Source organism: Vreelandella malpeensis, from assembly GCF_020622355.1.
GTDB lineage: Bacteria > Pseudomonadota > Gammaproteobacteria > Pseudomonadales > Halomonadaceae > Vreelandella > Vreelandella malpeensis.
Window position 1 is genome coordinate 412,037 of record NZ_WHVL01000001.1, and the last position, 24,584, is coordinate 436,620.

17 protein-coding genes and 1 pseudogene are annotated in these 24,584 nt (G+C 63.9%); 8 read left to right on the forward strand and 10 right to left on the reverse strand.

Translation table 11 applies throughout. The features are described 5' to 3' along the window. Positions 1-132: 132 nt before the first annotated feature. On the reverse strand, positions 133-1,569 hold the full coding sequence (locus GEV37_RS01880; protein ID WP_227388473.1) for a hypothetical protein: 1,437 nt from the start codon (positions 1,567-1,569) through the stop codon (positions 133-135). Between the two features lie 311 nt (positions 1,570-1,880). Here GEV37_RS01880 and GEV37_RS01885 point away from each other — a divergent pair, with 311 nt between their 5' ends. The 3 genes from GEV37_RS01885 (at position 1,881) to GEV37_RS01895 (ending at position 6,298) form a co-directional block, all read left to right on the forward strand. After that, positions 1,881-2,258, forward strand: coding sequence for a septal ring lytic transglycosylase RlpA family protein (locus GEV37_RS01885; RefSeq protein WP_227388474.1), 378 nt, complete (start codon positions 1,881-1,883; stop codon positions 2,256-2,258). 206 nt (positions 2,259-2,464) lie between these two features. Next, positions 2,465-3,469: an NADP-dependent oxidoreductase gene (locus GEV37_RS01890; RefSeq protein WP_227388475.1), complete on the forward strand. Its 1,005-nt coding sequence runs from the start codon at positions 2,465-2,467 to the stop codon at positions 3,467-3,469. A 267-nt stretch (positions 3,470-3,736) separates the two neighbouring features. Further along, positions 3,737-6,298 (forward strand): glucose/quinate/shikimate family membrane-bound PQQ-dependent dehydrogenase, encoded by a 2,562-nt coding sequence (locus GEV37_RS01895; RefSeq protein WP_227388476.1) that lies wholly within the window; start codon positions 3,737-3,739, stop codon positions 6,296-6,298. A 91-nt stretch (positions 6,299-6,389) separates the two neighbouring features. Here GEV37_RS01895 and GEV37_RS01900 read toward each other — a convergent pair whose 3' ends face one another. Beyond that, positions 6,390-8,441, reverse strand: coding sequence for a TonB-dependent receptor family protein (locus tag GEV37_RS01900; RefSeq protein WP_227388477.1), 2,052 nt, complete (start codon positions 8,439-8,441; stop codon positions 6,390-6,392). A 197-nt stretch (positions 8,442-8,638) separates the two neighbouring features. Here GEV37_RS01900 and GEV37_RS01905 point away from each other — a divergent pair, with 197 nt between their 5' ends. Beyond that, a complete protein-coding gene (locus tag GEV37_RS01905; RefSeq protein ID WP_227388478.1) occupies positions 8,639-8,812 on the forward strand; it encodes a YqaE/Pmp3 family membrane protein in 174 nt (57 codons plus the stop codon). Between the two features lie 77 nt (positions 8,813-8,889). On the opposite strand, the gene GEV37_RS01910 is transcribed toward GEV37_RS01905, so the two are convergent. From GEV37_RS01910 to GEV37_RS01925, 4 genes are all read right to left on the reverse strand, one after another. After that, positions 8,890-10,170 carry a dicarboxylate/amino acid:cation symporter gene (locus GEV37_RS01910; RefSeq protein ID WP_227388479.1) on the reverse strand — a complete coding sequence of 427 codons (1,281 nt, stop codon included), beginning with the start codon at positions 10,168-10,170 and terminating at the stop codon, positions 8,890-8,892. A gap of 127 nt (positions 10,171-10,297) precedes the next feature. Next, positions 10,298-11,791 carry a tripartite tricarboxylate transporter permease gene (locus GEV37_RS01915; RefSeq protein WP_227388480.1) on the reverse strand — a complete coding sequence of 498 codons (1,494 nt, stop codon included), beginning with the start codon at positions 11,789-11,791 and terminating at the stop codon, positions 10,298-10,300. Positions 11,792-11,802: 11 nt separating this feature from the next. Next, positions 11,803-12,270, reverse strand: a complete 468-nt coding sequence (locus tag GEV37_RS01920) for a tripartite tricarboxylate transporter TctB family protein (RefSeq protein WP_227388481.1) — start codon at positions 12,268-12,270, stop codon at positions 11,803-11,805. Positions 12,271-12,330: 60 nt separating this feature from the next. After that, positions 12,331-13,371 carry a Bug family tripartite tricarboxylate transporter substrate binding protein gene (locus GEV37_RS01925; RefSeq protein ID WP_227388482.1) on the reverse strand — a complete coding sequence of 347 codons (1,041 nt, stop codon included), beginning with the start codon at positions 13,369-13,371 and terminating at the stop codon, positions 12,331-12,333. Between the two features lie 236 nt (positions 13,372-13,607). On the opposite strand from GEV37_RS01925, the gene GEV37_RS01930 reads away from it, so the two are divergent. Both GEV37_RS01930 and GEV37_RS01935 read left to right on the forward strand, forming a co-directional pair. Then, positions 13,608-14,384, forward strand: a complete 777-nt coding sequence (locus GEV37_RS01930; protein WP_227388483.1) for a GntR family transcriptional regulator — start codon at positions 13,608-13,610, stop codon at positions 14,382-14,384. A gap of 236 nt (positions 14,385-14,620) precedes the next feature. Next, the gene (locus GEV37_RS01935) at positions 14,621-14,827 is read left to right on the forward strand and encodes a cold-shock protein (protein WP_227388484.1); all 207 of its coding nucleotides are present in this window, start codon (positions 14,621-14,623) and stop codon (positions 14,825-14,827) included. An 80-nt stretch (positions 14,828-14,907) separates the two neighbouring features. On the opposite strand, the gene GEV37_RS01940 is transcribed toward GEV37_RS01935, so the two are convergent. Both GEV37_RS01940 and GEV37_RS01945 read right to left on the reverse strand, forming a co-directional pair. After that, a complete protein-coding gene (locus GEV37_RS01940; RefSeq protein WP_227388485.1) occupies positions 14,908-15,777 on the reverse strand; it encodes a putative RNA methyltransferase in 870 nt (289 codons plus the stop codon). Positions 15,778-15,925: 148 nt separating this feature from the next. Continuing rightward, positions 15,926-16,657: a helix-turn-helix transcriptional regulator gene (locus tag GEV37_RS01945; protein WP_227388486.1), complete on the reverse strand. Its 732-nt coding sequence runs from the start codon at positions 16,655-16,657 to the stop codon at positions 15,926-15,928. A gap of 133 nt (positions 16,658-16,790) precedes the next feature. Between GEV37_RS01945 and GEV37_RS01950 the strand changes: the two genes are divergently transcribed. Together GEV37_RS01950 and GEV37_RS01955 are read left to right on the forward strand one after the other, a co-directional pair. Next, complete coding sequence (locus GEV37_RS01950) at positions 16,791-20,258, forward strand: acyl-[ACP]--phospholipid O-acyltransferase (RefSeq protein ID WP_227388487.1); 3,468 nt, start codon at positions 16,791-16,793, stop codon at positions 20,256-20,258. A 119-nt stretch (positions 20,259-20,377) separates the two neighbouring features. Next, positions 20,378-20,977, forward strand: a complete 600-nt coding sequence (locus GEV37_RS01955) for a nitroreductase family protein (protein ID WP_227388488.1) — start codon at positions 20,378-20,380, stop codon at positions 20,975-20,977. Positions 20,978-21,055: 78 nt separating this feature from the next. On the opposite strand, the gene GEV37_RS01960 is transcribed toward GEV37_RS01955, so the two are convergent. Further along, positions 21,056-22,792: a mechanosensitive ion channel family protein gene (locus GEV37_RS01960; RefSeq protein ID WP_227388489.1), complete on the reverse strand. Its 1,737-nt coding sequence runs from the start codon at positions 22,790-22,792 to the stop codon at positions 21,056-21,058. Between the two features lie 112 nt (positions 22,793-22,904). Continuing rightward, positions 22,905-24,561, reverse strand: a pseudogene (locus GEV37_RS16920) (FMN-binding glutamate synthase family protein). Between the last annotated feature and the right edge of the window lie 23 nt (positions 24,562-24,584).

A 24,584-nucleotide genomic window follows, 5' to 3' on the forward strand; every position in this document is an offset into this window, starting at 1 on the left:
CTTGTCGATGTTCGTCCTTGAACGGCCCCGGACGCTCTTTCGCCGCCCGGGTGTCGGCTTTAAATGTAAACGCCCTTGCCGCACAAAGCGAACAAGGGCGTGGTCGATCAAGACGCTGAAGCGTTCAACAACTCAGGCGTCCGGCTCCATCTGGGTCGGCTCGGCCTCGACGCCGACCTCGAACAGGCCGCTGCCGTAGGAGCCATAGCCCCGGGCGTGGATGGTGTAGGTACCGGGCAAAAGCGGCGCGCTTAGCAGCGCGTTGGAACCCTGGCCGCCATCGTCGTCGGAGAAGGAGACGCCTTCGCCTGAAAGCTCGAGGTAAGCGTCGAAGTCCGTGGAATCCATGCGAATGGTCACCTCGGAGCTCTCCTCCAGGGTGAGCTGGTAGTTGACGTCTTCGCCGCTATACCAGCCGGTGGCGCTGTCGCCCGGGGCGAGCTCGCCGCCGTTTTGCAGCTCCACGCCTTCGGGAAGCTCCCGCTGTGCCACGCCGAGCGAGAACATTCCGGCGCCGGATCCGTAGGCGGTACGCGCGGTGATGCGGTAGGTGCCCGGCGCGAGGAAGTCGGCGATGCGCGCATCCAGGCCCTCGCCCCCGTCGTCGTCTTCACGGTAGTAGTTGTCGTCGCCTTCGAGCTCTAGAAAGGCATCGACGTCATCGGAGGTCATGTCGATCTGGTACATGCCGGCCTCTTCTACCTCGAAGGTGTACTCGAGCGCCTGGCCGCTGTACCAGCCATTGAGCGATTCGCCCGACGCGATGGGGCCGTCGTTGCGTAACTCGCCGCCGGGGAACTCCTTGGTCTGTGCCGACAGCGTATATACGCCGTTGCCGCTGCCGTAGGTCTGGGCGCGAACGGTGTAGTCGCCGGGCTCGAGAAAATCGGTAATCTGGGCGTCGAGATTGCCGCCACTGTCGTCGTCCTCACGCTGGTAGCCGTTTGGGCCCTCGAGGGTGAGGTAGGCATCGAAGTCATCGGAGCGCATGTCGATCTGGTACATGCCGGCTTCTTCGATGGTAAAGCTCACGGCGCGCTCATCGCCCTGCAGCCAGCTGTCCATGGGTTCATCGAGGGTCAGCGTATCCGAGTCGCTGAGCTCCATCAGGCGAGGGTAGAGAGTGAACGGGCCGTAGCTGCTGGCGTCGTAGCCGCTCACAGTCACCAGGTAGTCGCCCCCTTCCTCGATGCGATAGCGCAGGGTCTCGGCGCTGTCGAGCAGTTGGAGCTGATCGTCGAACAGTGACACGACGCCGTTGAGCGCGCCGCTCAGGCTCAGTTCCACCAGCGCGTCCTCGTCGAGACTCAGCCCGTAGGAGAGAAAGCGACTGCCGTTGTTGCCGTTGAGCTGAGCACTCGAGGTGAGCTCACCGCGCGTGCGTTCGTCGAGCGCCAGGTAGTCGAGCCCCTCCAAAGCGCTGGATGCCTGCGTATCGTCGGTCTTGCCGCTCTGGTCGCCAACCTTGTCGCTGGAGACCGCATCGGGTATGGACAGGGCAATCATGAAGCCAATCAGGGCGCCGCCTGCGACACCAGTGACAAGCATTAACGAAGAACTTTTAGTCATGGCAGATCCTTATCGCGTCACTTGAACGAACAAGATATTAGCACGCCGACCGTTCTATCAGCAGTTGCTTATCGATCGAACAGGGCCCGCTTTATCCGGTGAAGTACACCGCGATCCGCGCTTCAAGTAAATCGCTTTAACTTACTGACCAGACTAAAAGAGTTGGCCAGTGAACTAAAATCGCGATTTGGTGTACATCGTCGCCGATCGTCGCAAAGCTTGCCGAACATCAAACGGGACGTTACCATCGCGAAGCCTTTGTCGGGCACCTCACCAATGAAGTCCGGTTCGATACTCAACGAGGTACTCCAATGGGAGCCTATGGAAGACGCATCAAGACAAGCATGTTCGCGGTTTTATTGAGTGTAGTGTCGACGGGCGTATTTGCCCAAGAGACCGATTTCCAGGAAGGCGTGGCCTCCTTCTACAGCGACCGATTCCAGGGTGCGACCACCGCCAGCGGTGAAGCCTTCGACCAGCAGGCGCTGACCGCCGCCCACCCAAGCCTGCCCTTCGGCAGCAAGGTGCTCGTGACACGGCCCGATACCGGTCAGGAAGTGGAAGTGCTGATCAACGATCGCGGCCCCTTCGTCAAGGGACGCATCATCGATCTTTCCAAGAGCGCGGCACGACAACTCGGCATGGTTCGTCGCGGCACCGCCCCGGTCATGCTGACGCTGATCAACTAGCGCCCGATCGGCCTGCAACAGGACTTAACGGCTAGCACACATACCCGTGTGATACCCCTTGAGCCACCGCCCGTTCTCGCGATACTCCAAGCGGCCCTCTTCACGAGGGCCGCTTTTTTATTTGTTGAGTATCTCGAACTTGCTTCACCGCGCAGGGTCATTACCTTCGATAAGGAGTGAATCGAATCATCACGCAGGAGGCCACGATGCAATCACGCTACTTCACGCTGACCGACTACCCCACCGGCTTGCCCCGCCGCGAGCTGTTTGCGCTCGAGACCCAGGAGCTGCCCGAGCTTGGTCCCAACGAGGTGCGCATTCGCAACCACTGGCTCTCGGTCGACCCCTACATGCGCGGTCGCATGAGCGGTATTCGCACCTACGTCACGCCCTTCGAGCTCGGCAAGCCCATGGAAGGCGGCGCCATCGGAGAAGTGATCGAATCGACCGACGCCAAGGTCAAGGTAGGTGACCGAGTCAGCCATATGGGCGGCTGGCGCGACATCGCCCAGCTTCCCGCCCAAGGCGTCACGGTGCTTCCCGACCACGACGTGCCCGAGCAGGCGTACCTGGGCATTCTCGGCATGCCGGGCATGACCGCCTGGACCGGCCTCAACCGCATCGCCGAGTGCAAACCCGGCGACAACGTGCTGGTGAGTGCGGCGAGCGGCGCGGTGGGTTCGCTCGCCGTACAGTTGGCCAAAGCCAAGGGATGTCACGTGATCGGCATCGCCGGCGCCGCTCACAAGCTCGCCTGGCTCGAGTCCGTCGGCGTGGAGCCCGTGACCTACAAGGATCGCACCGCCGGTGAACTGAGTGACGCCATCCAGCTGGCCAGTCCCGAAGGCATCGATGTCTACTTCGAGAACGTCGGCGGCATCTGCCTGGAGGCAGCACTTTCCCAGCTCAACGAAGGCGCGCGCATCGCGGTATGCGGCATGATCGACAGCTACAACGCCGAAAAGCCCGCCCCGGGGCCGAGCAACCTTTCGCAACTGGTGGTACGCAAGGCGAAGATGCAGGGCTTCATCGTCGCCGACCACTGGTCGAACTACGGCTACTTCCTCAACGAGGTCGCCCCCCAGGTTGCCGCGGGCAAGTTCGATTACCAGGAAACCGTCAAGGAGGGGCTGGAGAGTACCCCGGAAGCGTTCCTCGCGCTGTTCGAGGGCGGCAATACCGGCAAGATGCTGGTCAAGCTCGAAGGCTAGCCGCCACTCGCGTTAACAACGCCTTTTCAACACCCAGCAGGCCGCCGCGTACCCACGGCGGCTTTTTTCGTGATAAATCTCAAACCCGTTCGACCAATATCCTATTGACGATTAAAATGTCTTCTAAAGAGCGTGCGCTAACCCATTGCCCTCTCTGGCCACCGAATGAAACGTCCTGTCGGCGCCCTGGCCGATGGGTTAGCGCATCAAGCGGGCGAGGACCCTCACGGGTCGCTTGCCCATCATGCGTGGTAACGGGGATATGGTATGAACGAATATAAACGCGCCTACAGCGCTTGGCCGGCCGTGATTCTCGGGGTCGTGCTCGCCCTTGCGGGTCTGGCGCTGGCCGTGGGCGGCGGCAAACTATTGAGCCTGGGCGGCAGCGCCTACTATCTGATCGCCGGTATCGCCGTGCTGGCCACGGGCATTCTGCTCGCGCTGCGCAAGGGCACGGCACTTTGGCTGTACGCTGCCACCCTGCTGGCGACCCTTGTCTGGGCGCTGTGGGAAGTGGGCCTGGACTGGTGGCAGCTGGTACCACGGGTGGCCATCCCGTGTCTGATTGCCATCGTCATGCTGCTGCCCTGGTGGCGCAAGCCGCTGCATTCACGTGCCGGAAGCCTGGCGTTGGGGCTTGGGGTGATTGCCTCTATCGCGGTGGCGATTGCCAGCCAATTCACGTCGCCTGGTGTGGTCGAAGGCTCGCTTGCCGATAACCGCGCCAACGCCGAGGCCAACCCCGCCCAGGTCGCCGGTGACGACTGGGCCGCTTACGGCGGCACCAACGCTGGCACCCACTACTCGTCGCTCGATCAGATCACGCTCGATAATATCGATAAGCTCGAGGAAGTCTGGCGCATCCAGACCGGCGATGAGCCCGGCCCCGACGCGCCGCCGGAGATTACCAATCAGAACACGCCGCTGAAGGTCAACGACCACCTCTATATATGCACCTCGCACAGCCGCGCCATGGCGCTGTCGCCGGAAACCGGCGAAACGATCTGGGAGTTCGACCCCGAGATCAGCACCCAAGGCGCCGAGAACTTCTCCAACTGGGCGCACATGACCTGTCGCGGGCTCGCCTACTTCGACGCGGCCAACTATTCCGGCAACGATGTCGATAACGATGCCGATAACAACGTCAACAGCGAGTCGAATGACGTCACGAACAGCAATGTCGCCGACGATGAGCGTCCCGCACCTTCGCTCTTGTTCGCCGAGCGCGACGCTTTCACCATCGACGTGGCGATCCTCGAGTGGCTGAGCTTCCCGACGGCCACCCAAGATGATGCCGCGCCGATGCTGAGCCAGACCGATGTGATGTGCCCGCGCCGGCTCTATCTGCCCACGGCGGACGCCCGCCTGATCGCGCTCGACGCCGACACCGGCAAGCCCTGCGAAGGCTTTGGTGAAAGTGGCGAAGTGGATCTGACGCAAAACATCGGCGGCTTCGATCCGGGCGGCTACTACTCTACCTCACCGCCCACCGTGACCGAGAACCTGGTGATCCTGGGCGGTCACGTGACCGATAACAGCTCGGTTGACGAGCCTTCTGGGGTGATTCGCGCGTTCGATGTGCGCACCGGGGAGCTCGTCTGGAACTGGGACAGTGGCAACCCGAATGAAACCGCCCCCATCGCCGACGACGAAACCTACACTCGCAACTCGCCCAACGTCTGGGCGCCGATCAGCGTCGACGAGGAGCTGGGGCTCGTCTATCTGCCCATGGGTAACGCCACGCCGGACCAGTTCGGTGCCAACCGCAGCGAAGACGATGAAACCTACAGCGCGGGGCTCGTGGCGCTCGAGCTCGAGACCGGCCAGGTCGCCTGGGTCTACCAGTTCGTTCACCACGATCTGTGGGACATGGACATGCCCGCCCAGCCAGTGCTGATCGATCTAAACACCGCCGAAGGCGTGCAGCCTGCGGTCATCCAGCCCACCAAGCAGGGCAGCCTCTACGTGCTGAACCGGGAAACCGGCGAGGCGATCGTACCGATCGAAGAAGTGCCCGTCCCCCAAGGCGCGGTAGAAGGCGACTGGACCGCAGAAACCCAGCCGCGATCACAGCTGAACCTGTTGCCCGACCCGCTCACCGAGCGCGACATGTGGGGTGCCACGCCGTTCGATCAGATGATGTGTCGTATCCAGTTCAACTCGCTGCGCTACGAAGGCCAGTACACGCCGCCATCGCTCGAGGGCAGCATCATCTACCCGGGTAACGTCGGCGTGATGAACTGGGGCGGTGTTGCGGTCGACCCCGAGCGTCAGACGCTATTTACCGGCGCCAAGTATCTCGCCTTCGTTTCCCGCCTGATACCGCGCGAGGAAGTGGAAGACGAGCAGGGCTCGGCCAGCGAACAGGGGCTTCAGCCCAACGCCGGCGCCCCCTACGCCGTCGAACTCGGCCCGCTCTTGTCGATCTTCAACCTGCCCTGCCAGGCGCCCTCCTGGGGTGACGTGGCCGGTATCGATCTGCAAAACGCCGAGGTGGTCTGGAAGCATCCCAACGGCACCACCCGTGATAGCATGCCGCTGGGCCTGCCGATCGGCCTGCCGGTCGGGGTTCCGGCGCTGGGTGGCCCGCTCACCACGGCGGGCGGCGTCACCTTCATGAGCGGCACGCTGGATCAGTACCTGCGCGGCTACAACCATGAAACCGGTGAAGAGATCTTCAAGGCACGCCTGCCCGCCGGCGGCCAAGCAACGCCCATGACTTATACCGGCGCCGACGGCCGCCAGTACGTGGTAATCAGCGCCGGCGGTCACGGCACCTTCGGCACCAAAATGGGCGACTACGTGATCGGCTACGCGCTGCCACAGTAATCCCCTTCCCTGGCCGTGCATGACGCATGGCCTTCAAAACAAGACGGGCAGCCCTTGGGCTGCCCGTCTTGTTTTACTGCATTCAAGCGACTTAGAACGCAAGTTCCACGCCGGCGTAGACGCTGCGCCCCGGCGCCGGTTCGAAATAGCGCCCGAAGGTGCCGTTGAGGCGCGTATTGTCGTAGTACTCGCGATCGAACAGGTTGCGAAGCCCCACGTAGGCGCTCAGGTTCGACGCCTCGCTCAGCTGCCAGCCATCGCCCACGCGAAGGTTCACCAGCCAGTAGCTCTCCACCTCAACCTCGTTGGCGTTGTCGGCCAGCAGATCCCCGACGTACTGCGTCTCAAGGGTGGCGAAACGCTCGCCCATGCCCTGCCAGGTGAGTTGGCTGATCCAGGTTCGCTCGGCAAGCCCGGGAATGCGGTTGCCGTCGAAACGCGCCTCGCCGCTTTGGAACTCGTCGAAATCGTAGCGCGCCAGGGTCAAGGCGCTGTCCAGTCGCCAGGCATCGGCGAACTGCCAGCCAAGCGATAGCTCCACTCCGTCGCGGTCGGTATTGCCCGCGTTCTGGTAGAAGGTGCGCCCGCCCTCATCTAAGGGCACCAGCTCGTCGCGCACGCGTACCGAGAAAAGCGCCAGATCATAATCCAGCGCAAGTGGTGCTACGTAGCCGCGAAGCCCGACCTCGCGATTCCAGGATTTCTGCGGCTCCACGGCCGGGTTGAAGCCGCCGCCAGCCGGGTTGGCGAACTCGGCAAAGGTGGGCGTCTCGAAGGCCGTGCCGGTGTTGATGTAGGCCTGATGCTGGGGCCGGTAGCGATAGCTCAAGCCTGCAGAGCCGCTCCATTCGTTGAAGGTCTGGTCGCCGCTTTGATCGCCATCGTCGAAATAGCGATCATCCACCTTGAGCTCGACCCGGTCGAAGCGCGCTCCGAGCGACAGCGTGAGCTGATCCGTCAGGCCAAGATCCCCTTGGGCAAACACGCCGGTAGAGGTCGCGGTCTGTTTCTCATCCGCCACCTGTTCGCCGACCGCCCCGAACGCACTGACGTCGTTGCGAAACCGGTCGTCCTGCTGGCGGGCGACGTCCACGCCGACGATGTAATCTAGCGGCAGCGCCCCCAGCGCGATGGATTGGTGATACTCACCGCTCGCCCCGAAATAGTCGCGATCATAGCCCAGCCGGCTGTCGCCCACGTAGGGCAGCTGCTGCTCGAAATTTCGGCGGGCATAGAAGCCTTTCACGTAGAGCTCGCCGGGGCCCGCACTGAGATCTTCGTACTGCAGACCGAGAACCTGCTGGTCCACGTTCTGGTGGGCATCCAGCGCGACCGAATTGGGCGCCGCCTGGTCGCGGCCGCGGGCGACTTCCCGAGCGTTGAGCGCGCCGGGGTCTTCCGAGCGCGGGTTTTCCAGCAGATTCACGATCGCCGTCAACGCCCGCTCGCTGCCAAGCTCGCGACGAAGTTTGGCGTTGAGCAGGTACTTCTCGGTGGAGCTCTGCTCGCGGTAACCGTCCACGTTCAAGCCGGAAAGACTCACGTGGTGGGACCACTCGCCGTTTTGACCGCCGTTTTGAAGCGAGAGTTTCTGGTAGCCGTCGCTGCCCGCCTCGACCCGCACTCTGGAGCCTGGATCGCTGCGCCCGTCGGCAGTGGTGATGTCGATCACCCCGCCGGCGGCGTTGCCGTATAGCACCGAAGAAGGCCCGCGAATCACCTCGATGCGCTCGGCGCTGTCGAGATCGATGGCATCGAGCGCCGCCTGACCGTCCGGCAGTGTGTAGGGAATGCCATCCACGCGCACGACAATGCCGCGCACCCCGAACGGCGCCCGCGCGCCGAAGCCGCGAATGGCGATGCGCTGACCCTGGGCGAAGTTGTCGCGGTTCTGCAGAAAGACCCCCGGCACGCGTGACAGCGACTCGTCCAGACGCACCCGCTGCTGCCCTTGGCCGATCGCCTCCCCGTCGAGGATCGAGATGGCCGCCGGCGTCGCGTAGAGCTCCCGCGAGAGGCGGGGGGCGCTCACTTCGATAGGCGCGAGTACGGTCGCATCGGCAGTGGCGGGGGCCTGCGCCAGCGCCGGGGCGCTCGCAGTGACGCCGAGCAGCAGCACGGAGGATGACAAACGCTTGTCCATGGAATCTCGTCTTGTGAGCAATGAAGGGAAAAGCCGTGGCTCAAGGGTAGCCCTTAATGCCGCCTCGAACGATACCTTGGATCAAATCGAGGTCGATGCCGCGTAGATGCAAATGACTCGCACAGCGCGCGGCCAATAGCTACACTTTCAGGTGTCAGACGACAGGTAGTGATTTCGCCGCAAGCAAAGGAGGCTTTATGGCACTGACCGCCACCGACCCGATCAAGATGATTTTCGCCGTTCTGCTGCCGCCGCTGGGCGTCTTTCTGGAGGTGGGATTGAAGGGCCACTTCTGGCTCAATATCCTGCTGACGCTGTTTGGCTTCGTGCCCGGCATCATCCATGCCTTCTACGTGATCCTGAAGTACTGATTCTGAAGTAAGTACTAGCAATTTCCTGTCTGCACCCGCCTCGGGGCGCCTTGACGGCGCCGTGAGGCGTTTTCGAATCAGCCCTGTTCACCGGGCGAGAGCTCCGTTCCCTCTTCCAGGCGCTGGCCTTCGCTGCGGGCGATGATCGAGGTGCCCACCAGGTCCCCGGTCACGTTGAGCGCCGTCGCCCCCATGCCGACCAAGGCATCGATGGCGGTCAGAAGCCCGACCACCTCGATGGGTAGTCCCACCTGGGTGAACACCGTGGAGATCATGATGATGCCCGCCCCGGGTACACCCGCGGTCCCCACGGACACCAGGGTACCGATCAGCACGATCTGCACCATACTGGCGAAATCCAGCGGCACGCCGATCACGTTGGCGGCGAACACTGCAGAGATCGCGATGCGAATCGCCGCACCGTCCATGTTCATGGTCGCTCCCAAGGGCAGGCTGAAGCCATAGATGCTTTTCGGAATGCCCAGGCGCTGGGCAGCGTTCACCGTGAGCGGCAGTGTCCCGGAGCTGCTTTGGGTGGCAAAGGCGGTGACCACCGGTGCCCGCGCCTCACGAAAGAAACTCGATAGCGTCACGCCGAACAGGCGCATCGCCACGCAGTAGAGCATTAGTTGCACCGCCAGCGCCGCATACAGCACCAGCACCATATCACCCAAGGCCAGTAGCGTTGCGAGCCCCTGCTGGCTCACGGTGCCTGCGACGATGGCGAACACCCCGATCGGCACGTAATGAAGCACGCCGGCCATGACCTTGAGGGTCAGGTCGTTGAGCGCCTCGACCACTCCATAGAGGCGCTCCCCTGCCGCTTGCTGGGCAGGCGTGCGACGCATCCGGGCAAGGGCGATCCCGAACACCAGCGCCGTGAAGATGATGCCCAGCATGTTGAGTTCGGTGAAGGCGCCGAACAGGTTGTCCGGCACGATGTTCAAGAGGGCATTGACCACCCCTGGGTTGTCGGGCACCGAAAAGTCCATGCTCTCGTCCGGTACGGTGCGGCTGCCGGGGTTCAGGAGGGTGGCCACCGCAAGCCCCACCACGATCGCGAAGGCCGACGAGGCCAGGTAATAGGCCAGTACCTTGACGCTGATACGCCCGACGCTTCCCTCCTGAGTCTGGTTCACCCCCACCATCAGGGTGAACAGCACGATCGGCACGATCAGGAAGGTCAAGAGGCGCAGCAACAAATCGCCCAAGGGGGCAAGCCAGGTGGCGATCCACTCGCCGCCGATGAGTCCCACCACCACGCCGAGCATGAGCGCGAGGGTGATGCGCAGTATCAATGAAGCGCGCAGATATCCCTTTAATAGGGTCGTCATGAGGGCCGTCACGAGAGTGGTCATGTCGCTGATCCTTCCTATGGAGTTCCCCTGGCTCGAGCCCAGGCAGGCCCGCCGCTAGGCGGGCCGAGGAAGAAAGGATAACGAAAAGCGCCGCCGGGCGCCCGCCCGGCGAACGCCTCGGCGTGTATCAGGCGCGTCGGCGCCAGCAGCTTCGCACCAGGCGTGGGGCGATGGAGAGCAGTAGCAGCGCCAGAAAGAGCAGCGTGATGGGACGGTCCAGCACGAAGGCCAGGTTCCCGCCGCTGATCTGCATGCTGCGCACGAGCTCCCCTTCCGCCATGCCGCCTACCAGCAGCCCCACCACGGTGGCGGCCACCGGAAAGCCGTAGAGTCGCATCAGCCATCCGACGATGCCGGCGGCGACCACGGTGATCGGCCCCACCATGTTGCCGGTGATGGTGTAGGCACCGACGACGGAAAGCACCATGACCACGGGAATCATCAATCGCAGAGACACCTTGACGATATACCCCGCCACGAAGATGAACCCCAGCCCCACCACCAGCAGCAACAGCGCCTGGGCCATGTTGCCCAGGATCAAGGCGTAGACGATATCGGTGTTCTCGCGAATGAAGCGCGGCCCGCCGGTGACGTTGTGCAACGCGAAGGCGCTCAAGAGCACCGCGGTACCCGCTCCGCCGGGCAGTCCCAGCGCCAGCAGGGTGATCATAGACCCGCCCTCGGAGCTGCTGTTGGCGGATTCCGCGGCGATCAGCCCGTCCGGGTTGCCTTGGCCGAAGGACGCGGGCTCCTTGGACTGGCGCTTCGCCGTGGCGTAGGCCGCCAGGTTGGCGATACTGGCGCCGACCCCGGGGATGGCCCCGATCAAGGCCCCCATGGCGCCGCCTCGCAGCATCTGCAACGGCCTCGCCAGGGCATGCCCCATGCCCGAGAGGATATCGCCAAAGCGCACGGTGCGCTGCTGCTGGTCGTCGACGATGTAGCGCCGCCCCACCAGGTTGAAAAGCTCTGAGGCGGCGAAGAAGCCGATGAGGGCGGGAATGACCGGCACGCCGTCGAGTAGGTACATGCTGCCGAAGGTGCCGCGCATCTGCCCGGCGTCGCTGTAGCCCACGGTGCTGATCAAGATGCCTAGGGTACCTGCCGCCAGCCCCTTGGCGACGCTGGCATCGTTGAGCACGGCGATAAGCGTGATGCCCCAGAGCGCGATGACCAGCATCTCTGTCGGGCCCAGCTTCAACACCCAATGGGACACCGACTGCACCGTCAGCAGCAATAACAGGTAGCCGACCAGGGTCCCCAGCACCGAGGCCATCAGGCCAATGCCGAGCGCCTGGGCATGGCGTCCTTGACGAGCCATCGGGTAGCCGTCGAAGGCGGTGGCCACCGACGAGGAGGTACCGGGAATGTTCATCATGATGGCGGGAATCGCCCCGCCAAAGCCGCCCCCGGTGAAGATTGCGGTGAGAAACAGGATCGCCGGCAAGAAATCCATGTAGAGAGTAGCGGGCAGAAAGACCGCCATGGCGATCGAGATGGAAAGCCCGGGAATGGCGCCGAAGAAGAGGCCGATGAGCAGTCCCGGCGGCACCACCCACCACGCTGCCGGCGTACTGGCGAGAAGCTCCACCGCTCCCTGGAAAGCCTGGGTATCGATCATGGCATGGGCTCCTAGAAAAGCAGGGTAGGAAGACGAACGTTGAGCAGATGCACGAAGACGAGGGTCACGCCGGTGGCCACCAGCGCGGCCACCACGAGAAGCCGCCATCCACGGCGCTCGCCCTGCAGGTAGAGCGCGAGGGCCACGAAGACCATACTGCCCAGATCGAACCCGGTGACGGGTAACAGTGCCACGTAGAGCGCCAGCAGCACGATGAACAACAGCGTTTCCCGGGTCACGGCCTGATGGGCATCGACGACCTCACCGCCCTGGCGATACCAGTCGATGACCTTGGTGCCCGCCCCGATGGTCAGTGCCGCGATTCCGATCCCGGCCACGGGAATCACCAGCATCCAGTCCGTCGCCCTCCGGGCGTCGGCATACACGCCGTGGGCGTAGAACAAAAAGGCGCCCGCAAGCGCCAGGGAAAACAGGACGTTACCCCAAGGAAACGTCCGTGAAAGAGATGACGACGCCATGTCCATCGGCCTCTTGAAACGGTGAACGGTAGGACTACTTAGTAGGACTACTTGGCAGGACTACTTGATCAGCGGCGCGTACTGCTGGATGGCCTCGTAGGCGGCATCGATCAGCGCCTGACTCTCTTCCGGGCTCACCCAGTCTGCCCCGATGGCCGCCTGGTCGGCCCAGGTCGTGAACTCGTCGCTTTCAAGGGTCTCGCGGTAGGCCTTGAGCAGGCGCGCGTAGCGTTCGGGGTACTCCTGCTCCAGAGAGGCGTGGACCATGAGGCCGGTGACATTGCCGCCCACCAGCGGCAGCGCCTCGACGCCAAGATCCGCCAGTGCGTCGTTGAGAAGCGGCGCGTCCCAGTCATCGCTTTGCTGATCGTGCACTACCGCAAGTGGGCGGATCTCCTCCTCGATGGTGAGCGCCGCTTCGGCGGCGAGAATCTCGAAGTCCACCTGGTTGCCCGCCAGCGCCGTGCGCAGCGGGGCACCGCCGCTGTAGGTGACAAAACGCACGTTGTCATGGTCGATCTCCAGAGCGTCCATCATCATCAGGGTCTGGATATGCCCGCCGTTGCCGACGATGATGCCGGAGCTGACCTGGCCCGGCTCGCGCATCGCCTCGATGAGCTGCTCGAGGGTGTCGTAGGGGCTTTCGTCATGAACCGCGACAATGCCGTAGTCGTTCCACTGGGCGCTGAGCAGGGCGAAATCCGACCAGGTCACCGGTGCGCCGCTCACCTCGATGGCGCTGGCCAGATACGGTGCGGCCTGCATGACCAGAAGCGTATCGCCATCGGCGGGCTGCTGCTGGAAATAGGTCGCTCCCAAGGCTCCCGCGCCGCCCGGGCGGTTGAGCACGGTGACCGGAACGCCAAGACGCGGCGAGAGGTGCTCGGCCAGGCCCCGGGCCAGCCGGTCGGCGCTGCCGCCGGCATCGAAGGGCACGATGATCTCGATGGGCCGGTCCGGCCATGTCTCGGCCTTCGCCTGGGGCGAAAGGCCGAGTGCCATCCCCCCGAGCGCAAGACAGGACGCGGCGCCCAGGGATGCGAAGGCACGCGGGGAAGTACCACGCGAGAATACTGAGAAAGCGGCTAGAGCAAGGGGCATGGACGTCTCCAACGGTCTACTTGTTATGAAACGGGCGAGATCTGGGTCTCGTTAGCAGGATCCTGCGGGCCTTAGGGCCGGGGCGGCGTATTGTGTTATCGGTTGCCACCCGATGCATTGATGCATGCGTCTTTTGTCATGTCAATAAGACAAATGCTCGACTCAAAGTGGTTTCAAGGTCGGCCTGGACACGTTACAAAGGGGCCATCCCCCGCCTTTTCGAGCAAGGAGTTGCCGTGCACGTGACGTCACCCGCCAAGGAAAACGCCGACGACCCTTGGCCCAAGCATCACCGGGTCTATCTGGTGCTGCGTCAGGAGATCCTCGACGGGCACTACCCCCTCGACCAGTCGTTGCCCAACGAGATCGCCCTGGCGGGACAGTTCGGGGTTTCTCGCATTACCATGCGCAAGGCAATGGAGCGGCTCAACCGAGAGGGGCTCGTCGAGCGCTATCGCGGCAAGGGCACTTTTCCCGTCCAGGCTCCTCACTCGCCAGTGCAGGCAAGCATTTCCGGAGTCATCGAGAACCTGATCGCCATGGGGCTCAACACCGACGTAGAGGTGCACGCCTTCGACTACGTCGCCGCGAGTGCGGACATCGCCGCCACCCTCGAGCTCGCGCCCGGCGCCCAGGTACAAAAAGCCGTGCGTATTCGAAGCCTTCGGGGTACGCCCTTCTCCTTGCTCATCACCCACGTGCCGCAAGACGTGGGCCAATGCTTCACTCGAGAGGACCTGGCGACCCACCCTCTTTTGCTGCTCTTCGCCCGGGCCGGGCATCCGGCTACCCACGCGCGCCAGACGATCACCGCCAAGCTCGCCACCCCTGAGCAGGCTCGCCTGCTTGACATGCAGCCCGGCGACGCCTTGCTGTGCATCCGGCGGGTCGTCTTCGATGCCGGGCAGCGCCCCCTGGAGTTCGTCGAAGGGTTCTATCGCCCGGACACCTACGAGCACCAGGTCTCGCTGGGGGTCAAGATGCACAACGACCAGCAGGTGTGGGACACCTGATCACCGGACTCTCTTACGCATTGAAGAAGCCTCGTAAAGACAAAAAACGATGAAAAGCTTTGCTTCGCAGCAACAAACGTGACACTGTTGGAACCAGTTGGTTAGCAAGCAGCATGGTTTCAGTAGCGTACGATCTTTTCGGCAGCCTGATAGCGTCTTCCTTGTTTCACCCGCTACTTCAATCTGGGTAATACCAGGAATTTCACGACAGCGCTTCGGCGCGAAAGGATTTAGACATGGCAACTGGCACAGTCAAGTGGTTCAACGATTCCAAAGGTTTCGGCTTCATCGCTCCGTCCGACGGCGGTGATGACCTGTTCGCTCACTTCTCCGAGATCCAAGCCGACGGCTTCAAGACTCTGCAGGAAGGCGCAACCGTCTCCTTCGACGTCACCCAGGGCAAGAAAGGCCTGCAGGCGTCCAACATCAAGCAGACTTCCTAACATTCGTTAGCAACCTGCTCGGGCGCAAGCCCAACCACAAGGCCCGCTCATGCGGGCCTTGTTGCGTCTGGGGCAAGCCCTCATGCGTGAGCGGTCTTGACCCAGGTTTGCAGGCGCACATCCACCGTGAGGCTCAGCGTCTTGAGTGCCTGCGCGCGCTCCCGGCCTCGGGCACTCGCCCGGTAAAGATGCGGCGTCATGGCCAGAAGGTCGGCAATCGCCGCCTGATCGTCGAGGGTGATGGTCTCGCGAATACGCTGCTCGTCTCTGACTGCGAACCCCGTCGGGGGCTGTGGCGGCGCGCTGCGTTCGGGTTTCAGGCTAGGGTAGATGATCTCGCGCAGCTCGCGAAGATGATCGCCTCCCGCTTCCGCTTGAATCCACACCCCGCCCGGGGCCAGCACCCGGGAAAACTCTTGAACCACCGGGAAACCGAACAGGCACAGCAGGCGGTCGATGCTCTGGTCCTGAATCGGCAGGTTGGCGTTGCTGCCGACCAGCCAGTGGGCCTCCCTCAGGTGATCGTTGCCGATTGCCCGCGCCTGCCGCGCCCCCTGTTGCACCGCCCACTTGGAGATGTCCAGCCCGACGAGCGCCAGCGGCACGTCACCGGCCTGCTGGGCAAGCTCGCGCAGGTAGTACCCCTCACCGCAGCCGGCGTCCAGGCAGCGCATTGGCGCACTCGCGGCGCCTTCGAGCACGGCTTTGCTTACCGCCTCGGCGACCCTTCGATAATGTCCCGCATTCAGAAAGCGCTGGCGCGCCGCCACCATCTCCTTGCTGTCGCCGGGGTCCGCGGAGCGCTTGTTCTGCACCGGCAGTAGATTGACGTAGCCTTGGCGCGCGATATCGAAGCTGTGCCCCGCCGGGCAGCGCCAGTTCGACTCGAGGCGATGGAGGGGCTGGCCATCCAGCGGGCAGGCCAGCGCCTGGAAGGAAGTCAACGACATTGCAGAACTCTGGAAAAAGGAGGTAAGTCGCGGTGATACCCCACGCCATCGACGTGCAGCCGCGCCAGGGTATCAAATGTACCCACGGCTGGCGCGCACGCTTTTAACGAGCACGCTTTTAACGAGCATGCTTTTAACGAGCATGCTTTTAACGAGCATAGTTCTGGAACAGCCCGTGCTGCCACTGGCGTACCGCCAGCACCGAGGTGGTGCCGAAGCGCTGGGTGATGGGCAGCACCTGCTCGCGCTCGCACAGGGCGTGAAACTCCTTGGCCAGGCGCTGGACGATCTGCTGCCACTCCTGATTGCCGGCGCGCGACAGCAGACCGTTGAGCACCACGAGCTTCTCGCTGTCGGCCTCGAAGCGCGAGCGGAAGAAGTCGCCGGCGATGTGCGCCTGGAAGAACTGCTGGATCGGCCCGCCGGGACGCCAGCGAAAGTTGGCCGCCACCCGGCGCTTGATGCGATTGCCCGGCAGAAGCTCGATCAGCCCCAACTTCTCAAGGACGAGCAGATGCGTCGTGCACTGCGCCTCGCTGAGCTGGTACTGACGGTGAATATCGTCGAAGCTGTAGCCGTTAAGCACGCACACGGCGACCAGGAAGAGCTCGCGATCGTCGGCGATACGCTGCTCCTGGGTATGAGTGAGCTGCTGCAGACGGTGCATCTCGGCCTGCATCATTTGGGTCAGTTCGAAAAGCTCCATCCCCAGGTGCCCGCAGATGCACTCGAGCCGGGCCAGGGTGAGGTGGCGCTCGGCGAACAGGCGCTTGACCGAGGCTTCACTCAGGTCGAGCCAGCGGGCCACGTCAGCATAGGTCTTGCCCTGGGCGCGCAGCTGGCGCTTCAGGGTGGCGAGCAGCGAGGCGGTCTGTGACATGCCGGTCTCCCGAGGAAAGTAGCGTATAAGGATACTCGAGCGGGCCCATGGCGCAACTTCTCACGCCAAGGTTGCGCGATATGCAGCGCTCACCGACAGTCGCTTCACGACAAGGACACACAAGGTTCACCCCATGCAACGACTCTACCGAATGCCGGGCGCCTGGCCCTACCTGGCGGCGATCTTTCTCAACGCCTTCGTGGACCTGGGCCACAAGATTGTCATCCAGAACACCATCTTCAAGAGCTTCGACGGCACGACCCAGGTGGTGCTCACCGCCGTGGTCAACGGGCTGATCCTGCTGCCGTTCATCCTGCTGTTTCGTCCGGCGGGGTTCGTCGCCAGCACCTATCCCAAGGTACGCGTGCTGCGCGCCGCCGCCTGGGGGGCGGTGGGCATCTCGCTGGGGATCACCGCGGCCTACTACCTCGGCCACTTCTGGCTCGCCTTCGCCATGACGCTGGCACTGGCGGTACAATCGGCCTTCTACTCGCCGGCCAAGTACGCGCTGGTCAAGACGCTGTTCGGCAAGCCGCGCCTGGCGGAAGCCAACGGGCTGGTGCAGGCGGTGACCATCGTGTCGATCCTGGCCGGCACCCTGGCGTTCACCGCGCTGTTCGAGGTCATGCTCGGCGTCAGTGACGGCGACCCGAGCGCTCTCCTGCACCAGGTCGCGCCGCTGGGCTGGCTGCTGGTAGGCAACAGCCTGCTCCAGGCGCTGCTGCTTTACCGCCTGCCGCTGGACGCCGCCCCCATCGCCGAGCCGGATGCGCCGCTTTCGCCCCGCTCCACCCGCGAGACGCTGAGTGCCATCGCCCGTCAGCCGGTGCTGAGGCTCTCGATCATCGGGCTTGCGACCTTCTGGTCCGTGGGTCAGGTGCTGCTGGCGGCGTTTCCTGCCTACGCCAAGCAGGCGCTTGCCATCGACAATACCTTGGTGCTGCAGGGCATTCTCGCCGCCAGTGGCGTGGGTATCGCGCTGGGCTCGATGCTCGCCAGCCGCTTTTCGAAAAACCGCATCGAGACCGGCCTGATTCCGGTCGGGGCGCTGGGCGTGGCGCTGGGGCTCGGCGCGCTGTCGTTTCTCTCGACGCCGCTCGCCCAGGCGCTGAATTTCGTGTTCATCGGCATGATGGGCGGGCTGTTCATCGTCCCGCTCAACGCCTTGATCCAGTTTCACGCCGAGGAGCGTACGCTGGGCACGGTGCTGGCCGCCAACAACTGGTTCCAGAACCTGTCGATGCTCGGGTTTCTCGTTGTCACCGCACTGGTGGCGCTGGCGGGGCTGGACAGCCGCTACCTGCTCTGGCTGATCACCGCCGTGGCCCTGGTGGGCGGCGCCTACACCGTGGTCAAGCTGCCCCAGAGCCTGGTGCGCTTCGTGCTGAGCTTTTTGCTCACCCGCCACTACCGCGTGGCGGTGCACGGGCTCGAGAACATGCCCGCCCAGGGCGGCGTGCTGCTGCTGGGCAACCACATCAGCTTCGTCGACTGGGCCATGGTGCAGATCGCCTCGCCCCGGCCGGTGCGCTTCGTGATGCTCAAGAGCGTGTTCGATCGCTGGTACCTGCGCGGCTTTCTCAAGGCGCTGGGCTGCATTCCCATCGAACGGGGCGAAAGCGCGGCGGCCTCCCTCGAGGCGGTGGCCGAGCAGCTCAACGCCGGCGAGGTGGTGTGCCTGTTCCCGGAAGGTGCGATCAGCCGCACCGGCCAGCTCGGCGAGTTCCGTCGCGGCTACCAGCGCGCCTGCGAGAAGGCGAACCCGGACGTGGTCATCGTGCCGTTCTACCTGCGAGGGCTGTGGGGCAGCCAGTTCTCGCGCTCCTCTCAAAAGCTCAAGACCCTGCGCAACGCCCCGCTGCACCGCGCGGTGACCGTCGCCTTCGGCGAGCCGCTGTCCAAAGACACCCCGGCGGACGTGCTCAAGCGGCGCATCTTCGAGCAGGCCACCCGCTCCTGGCAGCACGCCCTGGAGGATCTTCCCACTCTCGGCGAGGCGTGGATCAAGAGCGTCAAGCGTCGCCCCGGCGAGCTCGCTCTGGTCGATTCGATCAGCCGTCCGCTCTCGGCGGCCAAGGCGCTCAGCGCCAGCCTGCTGCTCGCCCGACGCTTTCGCGCCCTCGACCCAAGGCAGAACCTGGGTCTTCTGCTGCCCACCAGCAGCGCCGGGGTGCTGGCCAACATGGCCACGCTGCTGGCGGGCAAGACGGTGGTCAACCTGAACTACACCGCAGGCCTCGAGGCGCTGGGCTCGGCACTGAAACAGGCCGAAATCACGACCGTGATCACCTCCGAGCGCTTCATGGAGAAGCTCGAGGCACGGGGGCTCGATACCCGGGCGCTGCTGGCCGACACCCGCGTGGTGACCCTCGAATCCTTGCAGGCGCAGATGAGCGGCGTGGCCAAGGTGGCGACCTGGCTTGGCGTGCGCCTGCTGCCTGCCCGAGCGCTGTGCGCGCTCTTCGACCGGGCACGCGGCGCCGAGCAGACCGCGGCGATCCTGTTCTCCAGCGGCAGCGAAGGCGCTCCCAAGGGGGTGATGCTCAACCACCGCAACCTGATGGCCAACATCCAGCAGACCTCGGATGCGCTCAACACCGAACATGACGACGTGATGCTCGGATCGCTGCCGCTGTTTCACGCCTTCGGGCTGACCGTCACCCAGTTTTTGCCGCTGATCGAGGGGCTGCCGCTGGTGTGCCACCCGGACCCGACCGACGCTCCCGGCATCGCCAAGGCGGTGGCGCGCCACCGAGCGACGATCATGTGCGCCACCTCCACCTTTCTGCGGCTTTTCAATCGCAGTGCCAAGGTGCATCCGCTGATGCTGGAGAGTTTGCGCGTGGTGGTCGCCGGCGCCGAGCGCGTCGACGACGACGTGCGCCGCGCCTTCCAGGAGAAGTTCTACAAGCCGATCTTCGAAGGCTACGGCGCGACGGAAACCGCGCCGGTGGCGGCGGTGAACCTGCCGGACGCCCTGGATCTCAACTACCTGCAGGTGCAGCGCGGTGCCAAGGCGGGCAGCGTCGGCATGCCGCTTCCCGGCACCAGCGTCAAGATCGTCGACCCGGACACGTTTGCAGAGCTGCCTACCGGCGAGCCGGGCATGGTGCTGATCAGCGGCCCGCAAGTGATGCAGGGCTACCTGAACGATCCCGAACGCACTGCGGAAGTCCTCGTCACCCACGAGGGCCAGACCTGGTACGTCTCCTTCGACAAGGGCGTGCTCGACGAGGACGGGTTTCTGACCCTGATCGACCGCTACTCGCGCCTGGCCAAGATCGGCGGCGAGATGGTCAGCCTGTCGGCAGTAGAGCGCGCGGTGAAGGCCGCCCTGCCCGACCCGGACATCGAGGTGATGGCGGTGAACCTGCCGGACAGCGCCAAGGGCGAGCGTATCGTGCTGCTCTCGACGAGCCCGCTCGAGGCGCAGGCAGTGCGGGGCGCGATGCGCGATCAGGGCGTCTCCTCGCTGATGATTCCCTCGCACTGGCTAAGTGTCGAGGCGCTGCCGCGCCTGGGGGCCGGAAAGCCCGACGTGGCGGCGGCCAAGCGGCTGGCCCGCGAGCGCCTCGAGACGGAGGATTTTATCGACGGGTAGCGCTGAATTTTCGCCATGGATGGCACCAGCGACTTGGGGTAGATTATTGAAACCTAAAGTGGACTCGCGAACCAACGAGTCCCCATCGATTCGCACGCGTTACTCAAGGAGAGAATCCAGTGGCCAATTCTGCCATCGAAGCATTCGAGAACCGTCGTAGCCAATACGCCATTGGCAAGGACATCCCGCTCGACCAGGACGCGACCGCCGAGCTGATCCAGAAGGCGGTTAAGCTGGCGCCAACCTCGTTCAACTCGCAAAGCTCGCGCGCGGTGATTCTGTTTGGCGATCACCACGACCGCTTCTGGCAGATCGTTCTGGACACCCTGCGCGAGATCGTGCCTGCCGATGCCTTCGCGCCGACCGAGAAGAAGATCGCTGGCTTCGCTGCCGGCGCCGGCACGGTGCTGTTCTTTGAAGACCAGGACGTGGTCAAGAGCCTGCAGGAGAAGTTTCCGCTCTACGCCGACAACTTCCCGGTATGGTCGGAGCACGCCACCGGCATCGCCCAGTTCGCGGTATGGACGGCGCTGTCCGATGCTGGCATCGGCGCCAGCCTGCAGCACTACAACCCGATCATCGACGAGGCGGTGGCAAAAGAGTGGGACCTGCCCGCCACCTGGACGCTGCGCGCACAGATGCCGTTCGGCTCCCATGAAGGCGAGTTCGGCGAAAAGACCTTCATGGACGACAGCGAGCGCTTTCGCGTCTTTGCCTGAGCGTCCATGAGCTGAGCCGACGCCTCACGCGCGTCACCAAGAGCCCCGCTGGCGCCTGCCGGCGGGGCTTTTTCATGCTCAGTCGTCGCTTTTCGGCTTCGGCTCGGAGGTAGCCATGATGGTCTTCTGCATCTTGGCACCCTCGCCCTTGGCGATGTCATCGTGGCTCATCACCATGATATCGCGCGGCCACCACTCCGGATGATGATCGCGGATGAAGGTGAGCATCTTCTCGCGCAGTTCGACCTCGGTGTACCAGCCCAGCAGCGGCTCGGCGGTGACGAAGTAGCAGGTCAAGGTCTGCTGCGAACCGTTTTGCGCCGTCACCGCACACATCAAGCGGTGGTTTTCGACCACGTGCTCCTGCTGCTCGGCGTACTCCATGAACTTCTTGCGCAGGGTGTTGATGTTGGCGCTGATATGCAGCGTCAGCTCCACGTAGCGGTAGAGCTTGGAGCTCTTGACCGAGAGGTTCTCGAAGGGTTTGGAAACGAAGTAAGTTACCGGCACGATCAGGCGCCGCTCGTCCCACACCCGCAAGCGAATGTAGGTATAGAAGATCCCCTCGACGTAGCTCCAGTGCCCCTCGAACATGACCAGATCGCCCACGCGGATGGGCTTTGCCAGCGACAGCTGAAACGACGACAGAATGTTGCCCAGCACCGCCTGCCCCGCGATACCCACCAGCACCGCCAGCACGCTTGCGGACGCCAGGATGGAGAGGCCCAGCGTCTCGAAGAGCTGAATCTGGCCCAGTACGTAGAGCGATACGCCCACCACGGTGAACAGGATGATCGCCCGGCGCGCGGCGTAGAGCGAGGTCAGAAAACGGCGCTCGTCGCGGGACTTGGTGTCGTCGATTTCACCCACGAGCTTGCGCGCCATGTTGAGCATGATGGTATCGACCAGGCGCAGCGCGATGGAACCCAGACTCCAGGCGATGATCATCACCAGCAGCACCCGGAACGTGGTCGTGGCCATGGCGGAAAACGACACCACGTAGTCCAGCATCGTGCGCGTGATGAAGGCGATCACCAGCAGCGATACGGGCAGCTTGATGCGCATGACAAAAATCGTGATGCCCCCCGAGGGCAGCAAGTGTGCCAGGAACTCGACGATCTTGATGATGATCCAGCCCAGCGTTGCGATCAGCAGCAAGAACAGCGGAATGGCGATCCACTCCCACACCATGAGCGGCCCGAGCGACACCTTCAAACGCTCGGGAAGCTGCTGCTCGAACCAGGAGGGGCCGTAGGCGTCATACAGCGTTGAAATGGACGCCACGCTTTCCGGCATGATCAACCAGACCGGTTCGTCGTCCTCGAGGGAGTAGCGGCCCATGCGGATATCGTAGGCCTCGCCGCCGGACTCGAGGGCGGTCAGTTCGATGTCGCGGCGCGGCTGGCCGGCCAGAGGATTCTCCCCGGCGGTGCTCTCGATCGCCGCGTCCTGGCGCGAGGAGAGGCTCGAGGCGGTCAACCAGTCACCCCGCTTGAACACCTCGGCGAGCTGCCTGGCGAGTTCGGCGCCCCGCTCGCGCTGATCGACGGCGTCGATGTCCGCCAGGTTGAGGATATGCGCCGCATCGGCATACTCCTCCTGGTCGGTGAGGGTCAAAAAGCTTCTGATCGCCTCCCTCGGGGTGGAGCGGCTCACTTCCTCGGGTGGCTCCCCCAAGCCCTCGTTGAGGGTATCGACGTTGAACCACAGGCCATCGCTTTCGCCTTCGGTCTGCGCTTGGGCCTGGGCGATGCCCAGCAGCAGGCAGGAACTCATGCCAAGCGTCATGACGACTCGCCAGATACTTCGTCTCATTGCTGTCCATCCCTGGTGTACTCAAGCGGTAACGACGCCCGGCCGTGGCCGGGCGTCTCGCATCGCGCCAAGGTTAGCGCATTTCGGCCTCGCTCGCGCTCTCGCCCGGGGCCTATTCGAGCTTGGTCATGCGTAGTCGCGCGATCTGCGCGGGCGGCTGGAAGGAGTCGGTGCGCGCCTGCTTCCAGTAGTGGCTGAAGACCGTATGTTCGGGTTCACCCTCGAGCAGCTCGTTGGGCTTGAGGAAGGTGAAGATCTGATCCAGCGACTGCACCTCGTTGTCCGAGACGCGGCGAATGATGTGCTCCGGGCCCAGCTCCAGCGGATGCTTGAGCCCCGCGGCGGCGAGCATTTCGGCCAGTGCCCGCAGCGTGTTGTCGTGGAAGTGATAGACCCGGGCGCTCTTGTCCTCCACGTCCAGGTGCCGGCTGCGCCGCGGGTTCTGGGTCGCCACGCCGCTTGGGCACTTGTCGGAGTGGCAGTTGAGCGCCTGGATGCAGCCCAGCGAGAACATGAAGCCACGAGCCGCGTTGCACCAGTCAGCCCCCAGCGCCAGGGTTCGGGCGATCTGGAAGCCGGAGGTGATCTTGCCCGCCGCACCGATACGGATCTCCTCGCGAAGCCCCGCCCCCACCAGGGGTGTTGTGAACAAGCGTGAGCGCCTCGGTCAGCGGCACGCCGAGGCGGTTGATGAACTCCAGAGGGGCGGCGCCGGTGCCGCCCTCGCCCCCATCCACGACGATGAAATCCGGCCGCTGGCCGGTCTCGAGCATCGCCTTGACGATGGCGAACCACTCCCAAGGGTGGCCGATCGCCAGCTTGAACCCCACGGGCTTGCCGCCGGAGAGCTCACGTAGCCGGCCGATGAAGGCCATCAGCTCGAGCGGCGTGGTGAAGGCGCTGTGCGCCGCCGGCGAGATCACGTCCTGGCCCATCGGCACCTCGCGCGCCTCGGCGATCTCGCGGGTCACCTTGGCAGCGGGCAGAATGCCGCCGTGGCCGGGCTTGGCACCTTGGGAGAGCTTGATCTCGATCATCTTGACCTGATCGGCGCGCGCATTCTCGGCGAAGCGCTCTGCGTTGAAGGTGCCGTCGTCGTGGCGACAGCCGAAATAGCCGGAGGCGATCTCCCACACCAGGTCACCGCCGTGCAAGCGGTGGTAGCGCGAGATCGAGCCCTCGCCGGTATCGTGGTAGAAGCCGCCGCGACTCGCCCCCTTGTTGAGTGCCTCGATGGCATTGCCGGAGAGCGAGCCGAAACTCATCGCCGAGATATTCAGGATGCTGGCGGAATAGGGCTTGCGACAGTGCCGCCCGCCGATCTCGACGCGAAAGTCGTGACCGTCGATGGTAGTCGGCGCCAGCGAGTGGTTGATCCACTCATGGCCCGGGTGATACATGTCGAGCAGCGAGCCGAAGGGCTTCTTGTCGGATTCGTTCTTGGCACGCTGGTACACCGCCGCACGCTGCTCGCGGGAAAACGGCCGCTCGTCGAGATCCGACTGGATGAAGTACTGGCGAATTTCCGGCCCGATCGATTCGAGAAAGTAGCGAAAGTGGGCCAGTATCGGATAGTTGCGGCTCACCGTGCGGCGCTTCTGGGACACATCGACAATCCCCACCAGCGTCAGCGCCCCGAACACCACCACGCCGATCCACCAGGGCCACGCCCGGGTGGCCCCGACAAGCGATACCACCAGCAGCACGCTGCAGGTCACGAACACGGCGTTGCGCCGCGCGATACGTGTCAATCCGATTGCCCTGACCATGGCCTTGGTTCTCCCCCGGGTTG